The 19,123-nt window shown below is 53.9% G+C and carries 7 protein-coding genes; 3 read left to right on the top strand and 4 right to left on the bottom strand.

Annotated elements, in window-relative coordinates; translation table 11 throughout:
- Nucleotides 1-8: 8 nt before the first annotated feature.
- Genes BN2106_RS16185 through BN2106_RS10680 form a run of 3 tightly spaced genes read left to right on the top strand, consistent with a single transcriptional unit; the run spans nucleotide 9 to nucleotide 6,807 of the window.
- On the top strand, nucleotides 9-167 hold the full coding sequence (locus tag BN2106_RS16185) for a hypothetical protein (RefSeq protein WP_154666499.1): 159 nt from the start codon (nucleotides 9-11) through the stop codon (nucleotides 165-167).
- A gap of 18 nt (nucleotides 168-185) precedes the next feature.
- On the top strand, nucleotides 186-3,023 hold the full coding sequence (locus tag BN2106_RS10685; protein WP_050698582.1) for a protein kinase domain-containing protein: 2,838 nt from the start codon (nucleotides 186-188) through the stop codon (nucleotides 3,021-3,023).
- A 16-nt stretch (nucleotides 3,024-3,039) separates the two neighbouring features.
- Complete coding sequence (locus BN2106_RS10680; RefSeq protein ID WP_050698581.1) at nucleotides 3,040-6,807, top strand: putative Ig domain-containing protein; 3,768 nt, start codon at nucleotides 3,040-3,042, stop codon at nucleotides 6,805-6,807.
- A gap of 440 nt (nucleotides 6,808-7,247) precedes the next feature.
- Here the strand turns inward: BN2106_RS10680 and BN2106_RS10675 are convergent, their stop codons facing one another.
- From BN2106_RS10675 to BN2106_RS10660, 4 genes are all read right to left on the bottom strand, one after another.
- A complete protein-coding gene (locus BN2106_RS10675) occupies nucleotides 7,248-8,378 on the bottom strand; it encodes a sensor histidine kinase (protein ID WP_050698580.1) in 1,131 nt (376 codons plus the stop codon).
- Nucleotides 8,375-9,061 carry a response regulator transcription factor gene (locus tag BN2106_RS10670; RefSeq protein ID WP_050698579.1) on the bottom strand — a complete coding sequence of 229 codons (687 nt, stop codon included), beginning with the start codon at nucleotides 9,059-9,061 and terminating at the stop codon, nucleotides 8,375-8,377. Before BN2106_RS10670 ends, BN2106_RS10675 begins: the two co-directional genes overlap by 4 nt.
- An 82-nt stretch (nucleotides 9,062-9,143) precedes the next feature.
- Nucleotides 9,144-11,642: a M13-type metalloendopeptidase gene (locus BN2106_RS10665; protein WP_050698578.1), complete on the bottom strand. Its 2,499-nt coding sequence runs from the start codon at nucleotides 11,640-11,642 to the stop codon at nucleotides 9,144-9,146.
- An 875-nt stretch (nucleotides 11,643-12,517) separates the two neighbouring features.
- Nucleotides 12,518-19,006, bottom strand: coding sequence for a glycoside hydrolase family 2 TIM barrel-domain containing protein (locus tag BN2106_RS10660; RefSeq protein WP_082236469.1), 6,489 nt, complete (start codon nucleotides 19,004-19,006; stop codon nucleotides 12,518-12,520).
- Between the last annotated feature and the right edge of the window lie 117 nt (nucleotides 19,007-19,123).

Here is a 19,123-nt window from a genome sequence, read left to right as displayed (position 1 = left end):
GGCCTTTTATGTTCAGCGCGGCAGTCAGCGAAATCCTTTTATACGGCGGGATTGCGGTCATGGGCGCTGCTGCCGCCGCCGCAGTGGCCGCAGTTCTGCTCTTTCATCTATCTGGAAAACGGTTGGCGGAATGTTTGGAAAAAGAATTTGGGAAAAAACGGCGTTGACGTCAGGGGGGAAAGCCTATGCCCCAGATCATTGCGGGCGTATATGAAATTGTAAAGGAAATTGGTTCAGGCGGCGGTGGATTCGTTTATCTTGCTAAACATCTGCGGTTGGGAAAATGGGTGGTCCTCAAGGCGGACAAGCGTACCCTGTCTGCAAAACCGGAGGCGCTTCGCCGGGAAGTCGATGCGTTGAAGGATCTGAGCAACACATACATCCCACGGGTCTATGATTTTGTGGCGGAGAACGGCACCGTCTATACGGTGATGGACTACATAGAGGGGGAGAGCCTGGATAAGCCTCTGAGCCGGGGGGAGCGGTTTTCTCAGCCCCGGACGATCAAGTGGGCAAGACAGCTATTAAACGCCTTGTGTTATCTTCACAGCAGGCCGCCCTACGGAATCCTCCATGGGGATATCAAACCTTCCAATATCATGCTAACCCCACAGGGGGACATCTGCCTGATCGACTTCAACATCGCTTTGGCCCTTGGAGAAGAAGGGGCGGTACAGGTGGGCAAAAGTGCCGGATACGCGTCTCCGGAGCACTATGGGATCGACTATATCCAAGGCGATGGAGTTTCAGATGAAGACCCCAGCACTAAAATCTCTGCCAACGTGGAGACGGTTTTGCCGGGGGAGAGCAGTCAGAGCGGGGACAGTTCCGATATGCAAAAGAAACCGGTGCGCGTGGACGTCCGCTCGGATATTTATGGTTTGGGAGCAACGCTGTACCATCTGCTCAGTGGAGTCAGGCCGGCCAGAAACGCCAAAGAGGTGGCCCCGCTTTCCCCCAGAGCATTCAGCCCCGCGGTAATTGCGATCATTCAAAAGGCTATGGAACCGGATCCGGCACGCCGCTATCAAACCGCCGAAGAGATGCTGTATGCGCTGGAGCATCTGTGGGAAAACGATCCCAGAACAAAGCGACGCCGGCGGCGCATCTGTGCGGTGACTGCGCTCCTGGCTGGCATTTTTCTGCTGGGCGGCGGAGCTGCCTTTACCGGCCTGAAACAGATGGAACAACGGCAGAGCGCCTATGCGCTGGCAGAATACGCCCAAAGTGCTTTGCGGAAAGGAGACGTGCAGGGAGCTGTCCACTATGCGCTTGAGGCAATGCCGGAGGAAAAGACGATTTTCTCCGCTGGAGAAATTCCACAAGCGCAGAAGGCGCTGACGGATGCGTTGGGAGTCTATGATCTTTCGGACGGCTTAAAATCTCACCTGACGGTGGAACTGCCCTCGGAGGCGTTGAAGGTGACCCTTTCTCCGGATGGAACCCGGCTGGCGGCGCTCTATGCCTACCGCATTATGGTTGTGGATACCGAGACGGGAGAGCAACTGGCAGATTTGCCCGCGCAGCCCACTGCCGCGGCCGATTTATGCTTCCTCAATGAGAATGCCCTCGTGTATGCTGGGGAAAGCGGTCTGTCCGCCTACGATATCGGCGCAGGAAAACAGCTGTGGTGCGGCCAAGCGGCAACCCACCTGGCCCTTTCCGCGGACAACGGCCGGGTAGTCGGGGTGTACGGCGCGGAATCCCATGCGACGGTATACGATGCCGCCACCGGTGCAGCGGTACAAACGGTCGATTTTAGTGGACGGAGCCAACACGTTTTACCCGGCGGCGGTATTTTGGCCGACCCGGAGGACAGCCTGCTGGCCCTGAACGGGGACGGCAGCCTTCTCGCAGTAAGCTTTGAGGGGGGCGGGCTGTCCCTATATGATTTGGTAAGCGGCGAAGACGCGGAAATCTTTGACACGTCGGCGTTCACGCATTTTGAGGGCGGTTTTTACAAACAGTATTTTGCCTTTTCCGCATGGAATACGACCGAGTGCATCTTTGCGGTGGTGGACACCCAAACGATGGAGCAGACCGGCGGATTTTCAGCGCAGACGCCCTTCCAGCTTCAGGTGGACGACCGGGGAATCTGTGTGGCGTCAGAAAATGTCCTGGTCCAGATTGACCCGGTCACGGGAGAGCGGAAGGAGCTGGCCTATACCTCCGCAGATATGCTCAAATTTGCAAGGGGCGGCGGGCATACGCTGGCGTCCATCGGCGGCGGGGCGTATTTCCTTTTCGACGATGACGCCCAGATCATCGCGCAGGGAGAGCGGGAGACCGGCTGCGAGCTGCTGGGAATCGCGGGGCCCTATGCGGTCCTTGCCAGCCGGGAGACCCCGGTTGTGCAGATTTTAAAGCTGGAAAGCCATTCGGAGGCGTTGCTCCTCTCCTACGACCCCTCGTACCCGCATGCGGAGGCCCGCCTGAGCGCGGACGGAAAAACGGTCATGCTGTTCCAATACGACCGCTTTTATCTCCTTTCCCGGGAAGGGGAGCTGATCGCGCGGACGGACATTCCCGATGCAATGCGGGTCTATGACCAGCAATACCGCCGAGAAGGCGGGGAATCCCGGCTGGAGGTCATCTACGAGGACGGCACAGTGCGGGCTTACTCCGCTACGGACGGCTCCGTCCTCTGGGAGCGGCAGGGGGAAAAGCCCGACGAGAGCTTGGAGGAAAGCTTTGAGCTTTCCCAATGGAGGATCAAGGCGCCCCTTCATGAAACCCCTGTTGTTTACGATAAACGCACGGGGAAGCCTTATAAGGAATTGGAAAAGGACTCCTATCTCACCTATGTTACGGAGACGGGAGACTATATGATAACCCAGTACCTTTCCGGGCAGGGGGAGCGCTATGGGCTCCTTCTGAACCGAGACTTTGAGACACTGGCATACCTGCCCGGTCTGTGCGATGTTGTGGGGGAGACGCTGGTGTTTGACGATGATTTGGGGAACCTGCGGCAAAGCCGCATTTATTCCTTGCAGGAGCTCAAGGCCCTTGCAAAAATCAAATAAACAGGAGGAACAGAACATGAAAAAGAGAAGAAACCCGGGAAAATGGAAACGAAGGCTGGCATCTCTGCTCACACTGGCGATGCTGGTTTCCACGGTTTCCATCGCCGCTGGGGCGGCTGCGGAAGAAACCGGGTACGCCGCCCCCACGGCGACGGCGGAAACGATGGCAAACGCGAACGCATGGATGCAAAGAGAAACCATCAGCGAGGACGAGCTGATGAGCACACTCTCCCTGCTGCCCCTGGAGGAGCGGACCAGAGAGGTGGACCTGACCGCGTATCTCCCGCCAGAGCTGCGTATGTTTAAGCTCAGCGACCTTCTGACCGACCCGGATATTCCGGATGACGCTAAGGTAGCATGGAGCACAAACTATGACGATATCTATACCGTCAACGATCTAGACGACAGGATCGATCTGCAAGATGATGGGATTGACAATATCCGCTGTGTGGTGGGCTCTGCCAAACAACTGGACGATACCAACATCTACTATGATATTAATTTGATCAAAGCCGATGACGACGAGTGGCTGGTTCCTACCTTATGGCTTCCCGGGGAGGAGAATACTCCCATCCCCGTCCTTAACACCTGGTATAGCAGCGATGACGAAGCGAGCGATTTGGCTGTTGATCTATCCCATAATGCGCCGATCAAAGAAGAATTTCGATGGAGCTTGGCGTTTAGAGAAGGATTTGACGCCACCGGTCGGTTTGACAGAGTGATGATAATTGCCGATGACAATAGCTTTAGCAGGGACGGTGGTGGACGCGATATCACCTCGAGTATCTGGAATGTGGATATGGATGCGGACGATGCCGGTTTTCACTATCCAAATGACTTCAATGAGTATGAGATGTACCTGTTTAAGGGTGATGAAATAGTCGGACGGGAAACTTTCTATGTAGACTTCAATGCCATGTTTACCGGTGTTGAAACAGAAAGTTGGCTCCGTGATGAGAGAGGTACGGATGTAGCTGCCAGGCGCAGCTCTACTACTTATAATAACGGTGTGAAAACTCTCACCTATTCCCTTTACAAGGAGTATCCAGCCAGCGGCCAATATTACCAGAGCCTTTCTTATTATCTCGAGGGAATGAAAAACGACGAGGTGGAAATGGCAGTCATTGGGGATTATGCGGACATGGACGCCGCCCTTGCCGCCAGTGCGGAAGACATCAAGGAATCCTTGTTTAGCAATAAAGGCTATCTGGCCAGCTACGGCGGAGAAGGAGTAATGTTTTCCATCTTTGCCGGCGGAGAGGTGTTTCATATTGTGATCCGCGCGGAAGACGGCGATGAATCCATTGAACCGGACGGCCCCCGTGAACCGACGGAGCGTCCCGGCTCCAGGGACACGTATTTCCGCATGCAGGGAGCCGAGGAAATCGGCGACTATTATGTGGTCCCCTATGAGGAAGACACCTATTACTACAACGGATTCCAGACCGTGTTGGTGCTGGATGAAGAGACGGATCTGTCCACTTTGACCCCGGAGTTCTACACCGGACATGAGGTCAGAATGTACGCGGGCACGCCCGCCGTGGAGCAAAGGTCAGGCTTGTCTGTCCAGAACTTTACGAACGGCCCGATACAATACTCCGCCTCCTCCGGGGACAAGGAAAATGTGAAGAACTACTGGGTTACGTTTGTAAAGAAGGATTCCTCTGGCCCCAAGCTCTATGTAAACGGCGTCAACGGCCCGCAGGGCGCCCGCCGCGAGCTGTTTTTAAATGGCTTCCACGGCAGGGTGCACGATATTTTCATTGCCAACGTGGGGGCCGCGCCGCTGACCGGGCTGAAGGCGGAACTCACCGACGCCCAGAATGTGCGGCTGGACGATTATTGGACGGTCGGCGGCGAAGGCAACGATACCCTAGCCGCCTTTGATACGCTGGAAATTCCAGACGGCACGCATGGCGAGCTGCCAAATGTCGCAAAGGTGCGCATTGTCCCAACCGGCGACGGCGAAATCAGCGGCACCCTGACCATCTCCGCGGACGGACAGGAGCCAGTGGAAATCGAACTGACCGGTATCGCCGGCGACCCCACCATTACCACAACCGAAATTCCAGATGGCATTAAGTATGTCCCCTACGGCACCATGCTCCAGACCAACAATATGTACGACTGGAACAAGGTTACATTCACCCAATGGATCGGAAAACTGCCTAAGGGCCTCGTACTGAAACCTAACGGCGAGCTCTACGGTACGCCCAAGGAGAGTGGTCGTTTTGCACTCGGTGTAAGGATGTCCAGCAGCACTCGATATTTTGAAGACTCATACGCTTACTTCACTTTCGAGATCAAGGAAAACACCAATGAAAACGTAAACGCCGCCACGGATGAAGGCTATATGATTACCGAGCGCGTACCGGACCGGATGACCACCTATACCGATGAAGTATTTGAGGTGGAAGGCGTTCTGGCCGAGTTTATGGACTTCTGGCTGGACGGCGAAAAAATGGAAAAAGATACGGACTATCTGGCCGAGGAGGGAAGCACGAAGATCACCATCTACGGCAAGACCTTCCAGCAGGCGGGCAGCGGCACGCACACCATAGCCGCGGAATTCCGTGTCGACGGCGATATCAACAAGGCATTGAAGAAGGCGGCACAGAACTACATAGCTGGAAAGAAGTCTTCCGGCGGCGGTGGCGGTGGAAGCAGCACATCCTCGCAAAATACATATGCGCAGGATGCTGTCGCGGCGGTTGTGGGTCCCACGGCTTCCGCTGTTGCGGTCCCGGCGGGTGTCAAGTACATCCCGTACAGCGCAAAAATTTCGGCCGGAAATGCAGCAGCCGGAAGCAAAATCACCTTCACAAAGCAAAGCGGCAATCTGCCCATGGGTTTGGAGCTGAAGCCCAACGGCGAGCTTTACGGTGTCCCAAAGGAGAGCGGCAAGTTTACCTTCCAGGTGAAAATGAGCAGCGGCGCTTCCTCTGCGAAGGATACGTATGCCAACCTGACGCTGGAAATCAGGGAAAATACCAATGAGAATGTGAATGCCGCTGTCGATGCGGCCCATGCCGTCATTGGGCGGATTCCCGACAGGATGGACGTCTATGCCGACGAGAAGTTTGAAGTCGAAGGCGCCTTGTCCGAATTCATGGGTTTGTGGCTGGATGGCCAGAAGCTGGAGAAAAATGTGGATTATCTGATGGAAGAGGGCGGAGTGAAGTTTACCATCTACAGCAAGGCGTTCGAGCGGGTCGGCGCGGGTACCCACACTCTTGCGGCCGAGTTCCGTGCCAACGGCGACATCAATCAGGCACTGAAGAAGGCGGCGCAGAACTATACCATGGGCGGAAGCACGGATTCCGGTGCGGAGCCTGCACAGGGCGATCAGCCTGCACAGGGCAATTCGACAGTTGAAATCCGGGTGGGAGACGTGGTGAGCTTTACCGGTGCAAAACACTATTCTAATGCCAACGCTTCCGACGCGGTATCCTGTAAGCCCGGCCAGGCGACTGTTACCCAAATTTACAACGGCAGACATCCCTATCACTTGGTCGCTGTTGCAGGAGGTGACTCCACAGTATACGGATGGGTGGACGAGGCGGATATTCTCAGACGGTATGCGGAAGTGAGTGTGAAAGTCGCAAATGGCGCTAAAGTCAGAGTCAAAAGTGGCGCAAAGACCTATACCGGCGGTGGGCTCGCAGCTTTTGTTTATCGGGATACTTATACGGTGATGGCAGTGTACGGGGATCGTGTAGTTATTGGAAAAAGCGGCGTTGTTACGGCGGCTATGAATGTTAGTGATCTTACGATTGTGGGATAATCGATCCCGTTTATTGATGTATTAAATAGATGTTCGTTGAGCATGCATAACAAAAGAGGACTGTCCACAAGGGCGGCCCTCTTTTGTTATGCTTATTTTTAGAACATATTATGAAATGAATCCCCTTTGCAATGTTGTATATCAAGCAAATACATTCTCTTTGGAAGATAATTTAACGGACTCCATAAGGCTTTGATAATTGGTATAAGGACAGAGAACTGTATGAGTGAAACAATAAGGGCACCCGCTTACGCAAGTGCTCCTGTCATTCATAAAGGTATGAATGAACTACTAGTAAATCCGGCAACGGGGGAATGAGAGGATTTTCTTTAACTCGTCCGTATTCGTTTAAGTATAATTAAAAAATGCTTTCCTCTTACTTTTACTTTTTAACATATAACCCCTTCTTTGGCTGACAATTATGACAATTGGGCATAAAGTCAAAATTTATTTAACTGGACGGAAAAAACCGAGCCGTCGCCCACAGCGCTGGTCACTTTGATTGTCCCTCCATGCTGCTCCACGATCAGGCGAACAACAGCCAGACCCAGGCCGGAACCGGGGATTTGTTGGGAGCGGGAAGGATCAGCACGATAGAAGGACTCAAAGATGTGGGGCAGCGCGTCCTCAGCGATGCCAATGCCAGTGTCTGCTACCCGGATTCGGATACTGTGTCCCTCTTGTTCCAGTCCCACGGTTACCGTCCCGCCGGGTCGGTTATATTTCAAGGCATTCTCGATCAGATTATAGAAAGCCCGGTATAAAAGGCCGGCATTCCCCTGCACAGCGGCGGCTTCGCCAGAGACGGACAATGCAACACGATTTACTTCTGCCTCGCCGGACAGCTCCCGGACAGCCTGATCCAGAAGAGGCCGCAGCTCTACTGTTTCATCCTTCGGAACAGTTTCCAGGTTTGCCAGAGATAACAGTCCATCCACTGTCTTAATAATACGCTCCAGACTTTCACCAGTATCTGTCATGAACTCCCGGTAGTCCGCTTCTGTTGGATGGGGAGACATTTCCAACACCTGAAGAGAGGACTTGATGACAGCCAACGGAGTTTTCAATTCGTGGGCTGCGTTGGCGGCGAAGCTCTTTTGAATAAGAAAGGATTCTTCCAGTCTGTCCAGCATTCCATTGAAAGATTCTGTAAGGGCCAATACTTCCCCCTCGGCTCCTTGTGTGGCGACTCGGCGGTCCAGATGCTGATCATCCACGCACTGCACAGATTTTGTCAGGTGCTTGAGCGGGCGCAACATCTTTCCCGTGGCCCAATAGGTACATACCAACGCCAGAGCAACGATCAGCGCTGTAACCAACAGAGACTGGGTGGAGAATTTTTGGGATGCCTCCTGATAGAATGCACCGGGATCTGTCAATGTGGTGTCGAGCTCTGCGAAATTTTCCAAAGCGGGGTCGATTTCTGCCAGACCCGATTCAATTAACAGGGCATAATCCCCGTAGTAGGTATTGGCGGCAAAAAGGGAATTGGTGGTAAGCAGCAGGCAGGCGGCCAGCAAGATCATACCTACAATAGCGGTCAGTCGGGCCTGTAAAGTCCATTTTTTCATGATGATACCTCCTTGGAATCTTGAATGCGGTAGCCTTGCCCCCTCTGGGTAACGATATACCCCGTTGCTCCTGCTTCATCCAGTTTTTTGCGCAGAGAGTGAATATGAAATCGGAACGCGTTGGAAAAGGGGTCGGCTTCGCTGTCCCATGCGTGCTCAATAAGTTCTTCTGCGCTGACGACACGATTGGTGTGAATCAACAGGTATTCCAATAAGGTATACTCCTTTCGCGTCAACGCCACGAGTTCTTTGCCATACCATACCTGCCGAGCGGATGTATCCACCCGCAGAAGACCGCAGCGCAGCTCGGTGCTGCCAGTGGTGAAGCTTCGCCGCAGAAGGCCGCGGATACGGGCTTCCAGCTCCTGAAAGGCAAAAGGTTTCGTCAGATAATCGTTGCTGCCCTCGTCCAGGCCGCTTATTTTGTCCTCGAGGGTATTTCGGGCGGAGAGAATAAGAATGCGGAAGTCGGCATCCTTATTACGGATACGCCGCAGAACCTCCATGCCGTCCAGTTTAGGCAGGTTCAAGTCTAAAATCATCAGGTCATAATTGTTGAGGTAATACAAATCAAGGGCTTCCTCACCGTCATAGGCGCAGTCCACCGCGTAACCCAGCAGACGCAGCCCCTTGGCTATGTTTTTGGAGAGCAGCGCTTCGTCCTCTACCAGCAGCAGCTTCATCGCTTCACGTCCTTTTTATAAAATGTATTGGATTTTGCGGGTATGCCAATGCCGGAGGCGTGTGCCTCCGGCATCTTTAGTCTTACCAAATTACAATGCGATTCTCAGGGGACACGTACATTCCGTCGCCGGGGCTGATCGAATAAGTGTCGAAGAATTCCTGAAAGTTAGAGAGTACCCGGTTGACACGCAGAATGTTGGGCGCATGCTGATCTGACTGGGCCAGCTCTGCCAAAGTTTTATAGTCGGCCACCTTCAGCCAGTAGCGGGCATAGCTGCGGAAAAAGGCGTCGTAATCCGGGTTTTCCATAGTGGAGAGAATTTCCAGGCCGCAGGCAATGCCGCCGATATCGGAAATGTTCTCGCTCAGGGTTTCTTTTCCGTCAACAGGGATACCGGGAGCGGCTTCATAACCGTCATAGAAGGCCTCTGCCTTTTTACACAACTCCTGGAAGTGGGTGTAATCGCTGTCTGCCCACCAGTTGCGTACAGTGCCGGTGGCATCATATTGCGCACCGCCGTCGTCAAACATGTGGGTGATTTCGTGGGCGATCGTGCTGCCGATAGCCCCCAGATTGGCTTCAAAGGAAGCGTTTTTATCATACAAAGGGGCCTGAAGTATACCGGCGGGAAAAATTAAGGTGTTGGTATTTCGGCTGGCTGCAGCGTTAACGGTAAAAGCCGCCATGGGGAAGCGGCGGGGGTTCACCGGTTCGTCCAGTCCGTTCACCATCTTTTTCCATTTATCCGCTTCAGAGGCCGCCACGTTTGTGAAATAACTGCCGCCGTCGGCAACTCCTCTGATATCGGCGTAATTAAAGTCCCATTTGTCGGGGTAACCAATCATCACCGTGATGTTATCCAGCTTTTTTATGGCCTCCTGCTTGGTAGGCTCCTCCATCCAATCCAGGCGGCTGATGCGGGTCTTAAAGGCACGGATCATCAGCTGCACCATATGCTCGATTTCGGCCTTGGACTCGGCGGGAAAATAGCGATTGACATAGAGCTGGCCCAGCTCTTCGGAGAGGAAGGATTGAACGGCTTCGTTGGCTGTTTCTTCGGAGGTGCCTGTCTGGGAACCGAAGGTTTCCGCCATGTCCTGGCTGAGATATCTGCTGAAGCCGGAGATCAGAGCGATTTTTTGCAGGGCCTTAAAAAGTTCCAGGTTTTCTTCAGTAAACCAGACGGCATAGGCGGCGAACTGCTTGTCATCGAAGACCTGCATCCGGGCATCGGCTTTGAGACCGATAGCAGTGAGCAGTTCCGATGGTTTGGCCTGGGGCATCAGCTTATCCAGGGATGCGGGCGTGTAGCGTTTGGTTTGGCTCTGAAGATTACCCAATTCCTCAGCACTGGAGGAATTTTTTGCCAGAGTATGCTCCATATTGAGCAACCCGTCGACCAGCCGCGCTGCTTCCGTTTGACTCTCACCCGCTGCTATAAGCTGATTCACCATGGAGGTGCGGTATTCTTTTATCATCATGTTGTCCGGATCGGCGTAATCTTCTGGGGGAAACATGGGGGTCAGGGGCATGAGCTGCATCACTTTCCTGGTGCTGTCCTGCGTATCGGTGACTGCTATCATGGGAAAAAGGCCGTTTCCCATATTGCCCAGTTCCTGCACCGCCAGGACAATGGCCGCGATTAACTCGGGAAAGCTTTGAGCGGCATCTGCGGCGTCCAGGTACTTTTGCAAGGGTTTTATGCCTGCTGCATCCCGCGCCTCCAGCGCAAGGACACTCTTGTAAAAGTCCCGGATTTTTTGCTCCGGGCTGCCATGCGCGTAGTTCTCTCCACTGTTCATGATTTCTAAGATCAGATCGTGAAGCTGACGGTCTGTGTCGGCGGTTACGGTACTGGAGCCGCCGGCGGTGGAACCGTTACCGGGAAGTTCCAGTGCATCCATTTCCCCTTTGTTCACAGCGGCGTAAAAATTATCTTTCAGATGGGAGCCATACGCTTGGAAAAATCTCTGCGCTACGATCTCTGCATCTTTCTGTGTCACAGGGGCGTTCATCTTTTCATTGCCGGAGGGTTCATCGGAAGAGGTGCTTTTTGAACCGGAATTCATATCGTCCGCCATGTCTGAATCCGAAGCGGTCATACCATCGCCGTCTGTGGACGGCGTGTCCTGAACCGCTGCATCGGATGGAGCAGGTAAGTCAGAAAGGCCTAAGTCGGAGGCAGCCAACACACCGCCATCAGACAGATTGCGCAACGCGCTCCAGGACCACTCGGGCGCATCGGTCAGATCTACAGCTGGTGGAGCGGTGTTTTTTCCATTCCCTGTTGGGGCAGGAAGGTGGCCGAATGCCCGGCTGGCTAACACAAACATTTGCAGCCGAGTGGCCTGCTCCGTCTCGGAGAATCCTTCCAGAACGGAAGCGCGGTCCGCGTTGGGGTTGTAGTCGTCAGCCGCCTTAATCAGATAATCGGCAAGCCGGCCGATTGTAAGCGGTTGTATGCCCATTTCTTCCGGAACCAGTGTGTTCCCATTGAGAATGGGCTTGGCACAGCCAGTCAATGTCAGGGTCAGCATGAGTGTTGCCGCTGTCAATCTTAAAAAGATTTTTGTCTTCATAAAAATATCCTTTCTGCTTCCACGATGCGTCAACAGCGTGGGTACTGCGGAAAGGATATCATATGCTATGTTAGATTTTCGTTAGGATTGTACCGTCTGAATCAAAGAGCTTCATTATTTTGCGGTTTCCCGGCGAAGTTAAGTTTTGAAGGAGTTATGTATATACATAACTGGAGCAGAATGGGGTGCACCTGTCGTATATCGATTGGTTTGCTGACATATTTTAAGCTTGCCCAGAAGGTCCATCAGTTGTTTCAGAAAAAACCGGCCAGTATTGCAGCATGGTTGTTCTCTCAGGTGAAATTCCGAAGCAGGCTGGCTTTGGATACAAGAGAGCGGCCTGACAGACGATCCGATATATTCTAACACTCGAAGAATACTTTCGCTTCTTTTCGTCCAGCAGGCGTACATTACACCCGCGCGAGAGTTCCTGTGCCTGCGCTTATAGTATCTCAAGTATAGCAAATGAGGTCAAAAATAGCAACGGCCTGCAGGGAATGGTAGAAGCCCAAAAGGGAAAATGTTATTGTAGTTTATCATTAGATATCATTGCCGAAAAAGTTTCCGTTTGGAGATGGGACGGTTCTTTTTCATTCAGGTACCAATTTACTCAGAAAGTCCAGTTCAGTTTATCTTTCTAGATATGACAACACCTCTTGTTGCAGCTTATATCTGCAACAAGAGGTGTATTATCATTAAATATGGATGTGGATTAATAAGTAAGATGTTTTACGGATTGCGTATGATGAGGGAATATGCCCTGTAAGCATCGACCGCGTTTTTAGAAAAACAATCAGCCGATTGTGACTGTGCAGTGCTTGACCGGATTCTGGCCTGGGGTCTCCGGTCGGGATGTGTTTACAGCGGGAACCAATTTAAGCAATTGTAATGGCACAATGCTTTTGCGGTTCCCCGTTGGGCAATTGTGTGTACACGCCGGTGCTCTGGCCCGGCGTGCCGACGGCCCAGACTCTGTAATAGCAGTCATTGCCGATTTTGGCGACAAACTGCGTCTTGAGCACGCCGCCGTTGCCGACGGTGAAGCTCGGCGTCAGGTTTGCGCCGCCCTGCACTGTCATCTTGAAGCAGTATGCGCTGCCTCTCTTGAGGGTGAAGTTTACGGTGGTGTCGCTGACGACATACGCGCCCTGTGTGGAGACGCTTTGTGCCGCGTTGACCACAGCGGTACCGGCCGCGCCGTAGGTATGGGAGGAACCGGTGGAGCTGCCCTTGCCGCCGGACGGTTTCCGGTCAGGCTTCACGGGTGTTTCCGCCTTTTCCAGATTGTCCTTTGCGTCCACGGCGTTGTGATATGCTGTCGCAAGGGTTTCGTCGTCCGCGGTTTCGTCCGCTGCGGCTGCCTTCAGGTCGCTCAGCGCCTGAGCAAAGGTTGCCGCGCTGGCCTTGGTATAGCCGTTCAGGCTGATCTGCTCCATCTCGGCGATCAGGTCGTTCAGTTCGTCGCGGTTCGGGATTTTTCTGAGGCCCGCCATAGCCAGGGTGAGTTTTTCCGTCATCTGGTTGATTTCCTTCTGGCTGGCGCTTTCTTCCATGGCTCTGGCTTCATCCAGTGCTTTCTGGAAGGCGTCTCTGCCGGTTTCCAGATACGCGGAATCCAGGACGGCTTCGATTTCTTCCGCCTTTTCCATCAGGGAGAGGAGCTCGCTCCAGTCAGCCTTGTCCTCGAGGTCCTCCATCGCCTGATTCAGCGATGCGCAGGCCTCCTGGATTTCCTTGTCCATGGCGTCTTCGTCGTCATAGACGGCCTGAGCTGCTTCGCGGGCTTTCTGGAAGGCCTGCCAGGAAGCGCTGGTGTAAAGCTCTTCATCCAGCATTTCCGCTGCGGTCAGTGCCTCTTCCAGCGCGGTCTTGTCGCCCTTTGCAAAGCTCAGGAACTGGATGACATGCAGCAGATCCTTCCAGGCGCCGTCGATGTCCTTCTGGGACGCGTTGAGCTGCTTTTCAATTTCCTGTGCGTTCTTCAAAGCGGCGTCAAACTTCTTCTGTACGGAGGGGACCGCCTCCAGATATTCTTTACCGCCGTTCAGCGCTTCTGCCGCTGTCAGCACGGTGCGGAGGATTTGCTTGTTGACCACGGTGAACGCCAGGTCGTATTTGGCAGCCGTCGGGAGTCCGTCGATGGTCATGGTGTAGGAATCCGCGGTGAAGTTCTTCTGCGCCTCGCCGTTGACGGAGACGCCCGCGAATTCTCTTCCTTCCACTGCCGGGATAAAGGTCAGGGTGGTTTTGCCGTCCGGGGTGAGCTCCGCTTTGTAGCTGCCGGTCAGGTTTGCCAGCTTCTGCTCTTCGTCGTTTACAAACAGGGATGCCTGCTTGCCGCTGTAGGTTACTTCCAGCGCTTTTGGACTGGGTTTGACGCTGTTCACGAATCTGGCATCCGCGAAGTCCACGACTACGCTGCTGTTGTCCATTTCCGCAATCAAAACCAGCGCTTTGGCGTTGCCGGGCAGTTCTATATCAACGCCAAGCGCTGCGGAGGTGCCCGTCATCCAGCCGGTATTGGGGAGGATGGAGACTGTGTTGCCGTCTGTGGTGATGACATTAATTTGCAGAGATGCCCAGTTGGGGGTAACCGTATCTACGCCGGCCACCGCTTTGAAGCGCTCGTAACCCATTCCCTCAATCGGGATTTCCACCTGCATCACCCTGCGGGATTCGTAAGTAGCATCCGGATGCTGCATGGAGAGGCCTTTTTCATACGAGGTGGTTTTACCGTTGTAGTTCAGGGAAAGCGCTTTGTTGAATGCTGTATGATCCGCCGTCAGGTTTCCGCCGCCGGTGCGGACCCAGTTGCCTTGGTCGAGATCGCTCACGTAGACGACGTCCACCAGTGTGAAGCGAATGGTGTAGATCTTTGTTTCTCCGGAAAGTGCTGCCTTTACAGTGGCGGTGTCGCCTTCGACAGAAATCTTTACCGGGATGCTGGACATCGCGGTGGTCGCCGTAACCTTCGGCGTGCCGGCGTTTGCGTTGACCTCCATGGTGTATTCCATCTTCATGGGATCGAAGCCCGGGAGGGAAACGCCGTTGACCTGGATGTCGGTGATCGGATAAGCGACGGTGCTGGGCTGTACAGCAACCTTGCTGCCCGCCATTTTATCTGTGCTGCCCGCCACAGGGGAGATGCGGAACGCGTGGGTGTAGGTTTTGTCGGTGTCCAGGCGGTACGGATCCAGCGGCACATGTCCAAAGAAGGCGGTATTGCTCACACCGCGCTGTTTATAATCGATACACCAGATGGTATCTTCGCGCATGGTTACCTGGTAGGGATGGCGGAAGGAACTGCTGGAATTATACGGATGGCTGTCCAGCGCCGGGTTGAGTTCCTCTGCCGTGTAATGCTGTGCGGAGGTTTCCATGGATCCATCAGCTGTGACCATCAGGCCCGTGCCGGCTTCATCCGTCAGGGAGGTCCAGCGGACATCAGTGCGGTTGCCGTTTTCCTGCGGCTTCATGTATTTGTACTCAAACTGCTCGTCCACAGTGCTGTTGTACACGCCGAGCCGGTAGCCGGTGTTGCGGTCACAGTAGTTTTCCTCAGGGCCGCGTCCGTAGTATTCCAGGTTTTCAAATCCCTTTGCAACCTGCATGCGCATGCCGACCTTTGGCAATGCGGGCTGGTTGTTGTCGCCCGGGGCAAAATTGCTGTGCGGCACCAGCTGATTGCTGACGACGATTTCGCCATTGCTGTAAATATCGTAAGTAACGTAGTTGGAAGCATCCACCAGCAGATCTTCGGATATGGAAACGGAAACACACTTGTTGTTTTCGTTCTTCTGTACCGTGACTTCTATATTCTGCATGGTGTCCTCCGCGTTGCGGAGTTCGGTCGGGAAGGAGTTGGTGATATCGTTATAGGTCTGTGCTCTCCAATAGCTGGGAACCGGGCCCTTTTCCAGGATGGTAGTTCCATCCAGAGAATAGTTGGTGATGACGCCGGTTTTCTTGTCGAGTGCGATGGAGAATTCCTGGCCGGCGGTGGTAGCGCCTTCCAGATGCAGTTCTGTTTCATTTTCTGTAACCTGGCCGAATTCCTGCATGGCGGAGAGGTCCATACCCGCCATGGCGTCCGTCTCATAGGAAAGCGGGATTTGCTCAAAGGCCAATTCATCGCCGGCTTTGGCCCAGGAGGTATCCTCACGGTAGCGCACGCTGAATTCCAGGATATAGTCCGAACCGGCTTTGGGGGTGAATTCCGGAAGATTGAGCTGAACGGTGGTTTCCGCGTTCGGCGCCAGGGACAGATCCATGTCCTGCTCCTCGCCGATTGTTTTCGTGTCCTCCGTCAGTTTCCAGAAAACGTCGTACTGGTCCAAGTTGGTGTTTTCAAACTCGTTGACAATACGGAATTTGCCGTTGGTGGGATTGCCCTCGCTGTAGAAGTTTACCTGCTGGTGCACCTTGCGGACTTCCACAACCTTTGCGCTGGGCGAGCGGTCCGCAAAGATGAGACCGTTTGCGCAAAATGCGTCTGCGTTGGAATAGCGGTCGATCCAGTCGCCGCCGTAGCCCCAATAGGAGTTTCCTAGCTTGTCTTCCAGCCAGTCGTAGTTGGTTTCGTGGGTTTCCACCTCTTCGCCCGCAAAGTCGAGCCAGTAGACGACGTCCGCATCGTCTTTTGTGCGGCTTTCCGACTGTAGTTCTTCCGCGGTCAATGCCTTTTGGTAAATGCGGACGCTGTCAATTGCGCCGCCGAAAACGCGGTCTGAAGAAGCGGAGTCCAATCCGACCGTCAGTGCGGTGTTGGCGCTGTCAAACGGAGCGGAGGCGGTGGTGAATTTTGCGCCGGTGTTCTCCAATTCCTTGCCGTCCCAGTAGAAGTGCAGGCTCTTGTCCGCCGCGCATACACCGGCCAGCTGGTGCCAGCTGCCGTCTGTAAAGTTTTCCGGCAGGCCTGCTGTTGTTGCGGTTCCGGCCGCCCAGCCGTCCACAAACAGCTCAAAATAAGCGTTGCCGCCTCGGCTGTTGACCTTCAGGCCCAAGCCGTTGTCGCCGGTGGAGATAAAGCCTTCATCTTTGCCGGAGGGGATGCGGTCGGTCTTAATCCAGACCTCCATCGTAAGGGCTTCGCCCTTTGCCTTCAGGTTGCTGCCGCGGTTCACCGTCAGGTAGCCGCCCTGAATGGCCTGGGTATTGTTGCGTCCGTCCGTCCACGATGTTCCGGCGCTGAGGGACGCTTCCGTTCCGGTGTTGACGTCTTTAATGGTATATGTGGTCTGGTTTTCCGGAAGCGGTGTGGTGACCGACTGGTCAACCCAATCCCAGATGAAGCCGCCCTGGAGGTTCGGATATTCGCGCACCAGATCCCAGAACTCTTTGAAGCCGCCCAACGCCTGCCCCATGGCGTGTGCGTATTCCTGCTGCATATAGGGCATCTTGTAATCCGGATTGTTCGCATAGCTTTCCACCGCGCTTTGCGTGGGGTACTGCGTGCTGTGAACGTCCACGATGTTCTTGCGGCGCTGTTCCATATCCATGGGGTCGGCGCCCTCGTCCTTCTGGTAGCGGTGGTAGTAGTTGTCAGATTCGCGCTCGTACATTCTCAGGCGGCTGGGATCGCGCTCCAATACGCGCTGGGAGCTGACCCAGAAGCAATAGTTTTCGTCGTAATTGTGCTTGGTATAGGTTGCCTCGTTGCCCAGGGACCACATCACAATGGACGGATGGTTCTTGTAGAGTTCCAGCATGTTGTCCGTGCGGTCCACAACCGTTGCAACCCACTTCTTGCTGCCCGAGGGGATGACCTGGGAGGCGTCCTGATACTCGTTGATATAGCCGCCGTAGTGAGACTCAATGTTTGCCTCACAGCAGATAAACAGGCCCATTTCATCCGCCAGCTCATAGAGCAGTTTGTCGTTCGGATAGTGGGAGGTTCGGATGGAATTGACGTTGTACTGCTTCATCATTGTCAAGTCCTGAAGAATGTCGTCCCGTGTGACGGCACGGCCTGTTTCAATATTGGTGTCGTGCCGGTTGGTACCGCGGAAGACCGCCTTTTCACCGGTGATCTGCATCTGTTCCTGTCCGGCTTCGTTGATGTTCACCTTGTAGATTTCACGGAAGCCGACGCGCTGCACGGCCGTCTCAATGACCTTGCCCTCTTCGTCCTTCAGCTCGATCAGCAGCTTGTAGAGGTTTGGCGTATCCGGGAACCACTTGTCCGGATTGTCCACCCGCATGGAGCCTGTGACAGTCTTGCCGGTGCTTGCCACTTTTTCCAGGAAAGCTTCCTGCGTCTGTTCCGTGCTGGGTTCCGTTGCCTCGATATGTACCGGACCGAGCGTTGCACTTTCGATTTCCGTATCGTCCATGTCGAGCAGCGTCGCCTCAACGCTGTAATCGCCGGCCTCTGCATTGTGCAGGCCGCGCACGTCAACGTCCAGCTCCAGTGTGGCATCGCTGTTTTTATCCGCGCGGTCGTCCAGTGCGGTGCGGACGAAGAAATCGCGGAGTTCAACGTCGTCCTTTGAGTAGAGATAGACGTCGCGGAAAATGCCGCTCATGTTGATGTAGTCCTGGTTTTCCAGGTAACTGCCGATGGACCAACGGTACACTTTCAGCGCGATGGTGTTTTCTTCTCCCGGCGCGTTTAAATACGGGGTAATATTAAAATCGTGCGCGGTGTAGCTGTCCGTCGTATAACCAACGTATTGCCCGTTGACATAGAGATAATACGCGGAGCATACGCTCTGGAACGAAACAAAGATTTCCCTGCCGTCCCAATCTTTCGGTGTAGTGAATGCGGTGCGGTAAAATCCCACCGGATTGTATTGGGTTGGCGCCTGCGGATCACGATAGTTGACTTTCTGCCAGGAGCCATTTTCCAAAACAATGGATCCCCAGGGATAAATGCTGTTGGTGTACATCGGCTCGTCAAAATATTTGAAGTTGCCATCCTCGTCCTTGTAGGTCTGCCATGCCTGCGGTACAAACTCCGGTGTAAAATCCTGTGCCGCCTGTTCGTCCAGCGTTTCCGCCAGGTAAGCTGCGTCCTTCTGGTCCGCTTCCTCCGGCGTTTTCACCAAGGCGAAATCCCAGTCTTTTCCGCTCAGCAGCTGGTAATAAGCGGAATTCTGCGCGTCTTCGTCCAGCGAGGACGCCTCGTTTTCCAGGGCGAGCGAGCGGTCTTCATAAGGGATAAACTGCGCGTGGGAGGGTTCCCGGTTGACACCCGGAATTTCAATCCCTTTGTACCATTCCGTATGTTCCCCCGTGGGTACATACGCTTCGGCAGCCTTCGGTGTGCTTGCCGCAAAAGCCGGCAGACATGTGCTGGCGGCCATCGCGGCGGCCATTAAGAGAGCGAGTGCAGATCGAAACGGCCGTTTCCTTTTTACTTCCATGTTCTTCTCCTCCTTCAAAAATTGAATGAATCTGAATGCATATTTTGTCTATGCGAATTAATTATAAAATACCAAGTGTTCCAAAAGTGTTCCATAAATTGTAAAAAATACGACAAT

It is taken from the genome of Anaeromassilibacillus senegalensis, assembly GCF_001261775.1.
GTDB classification, from domain to species: domain Bacteria; phylum Bacillota; class Clostridia; order Oscillospirales; family Acutalibacteraceae; genus Anaeromassilibacillus; species Anaeromassilibacillus senegalensis.
This window is presented reverse-complemented; position numbering and strand designations above follow the sequence as displayed.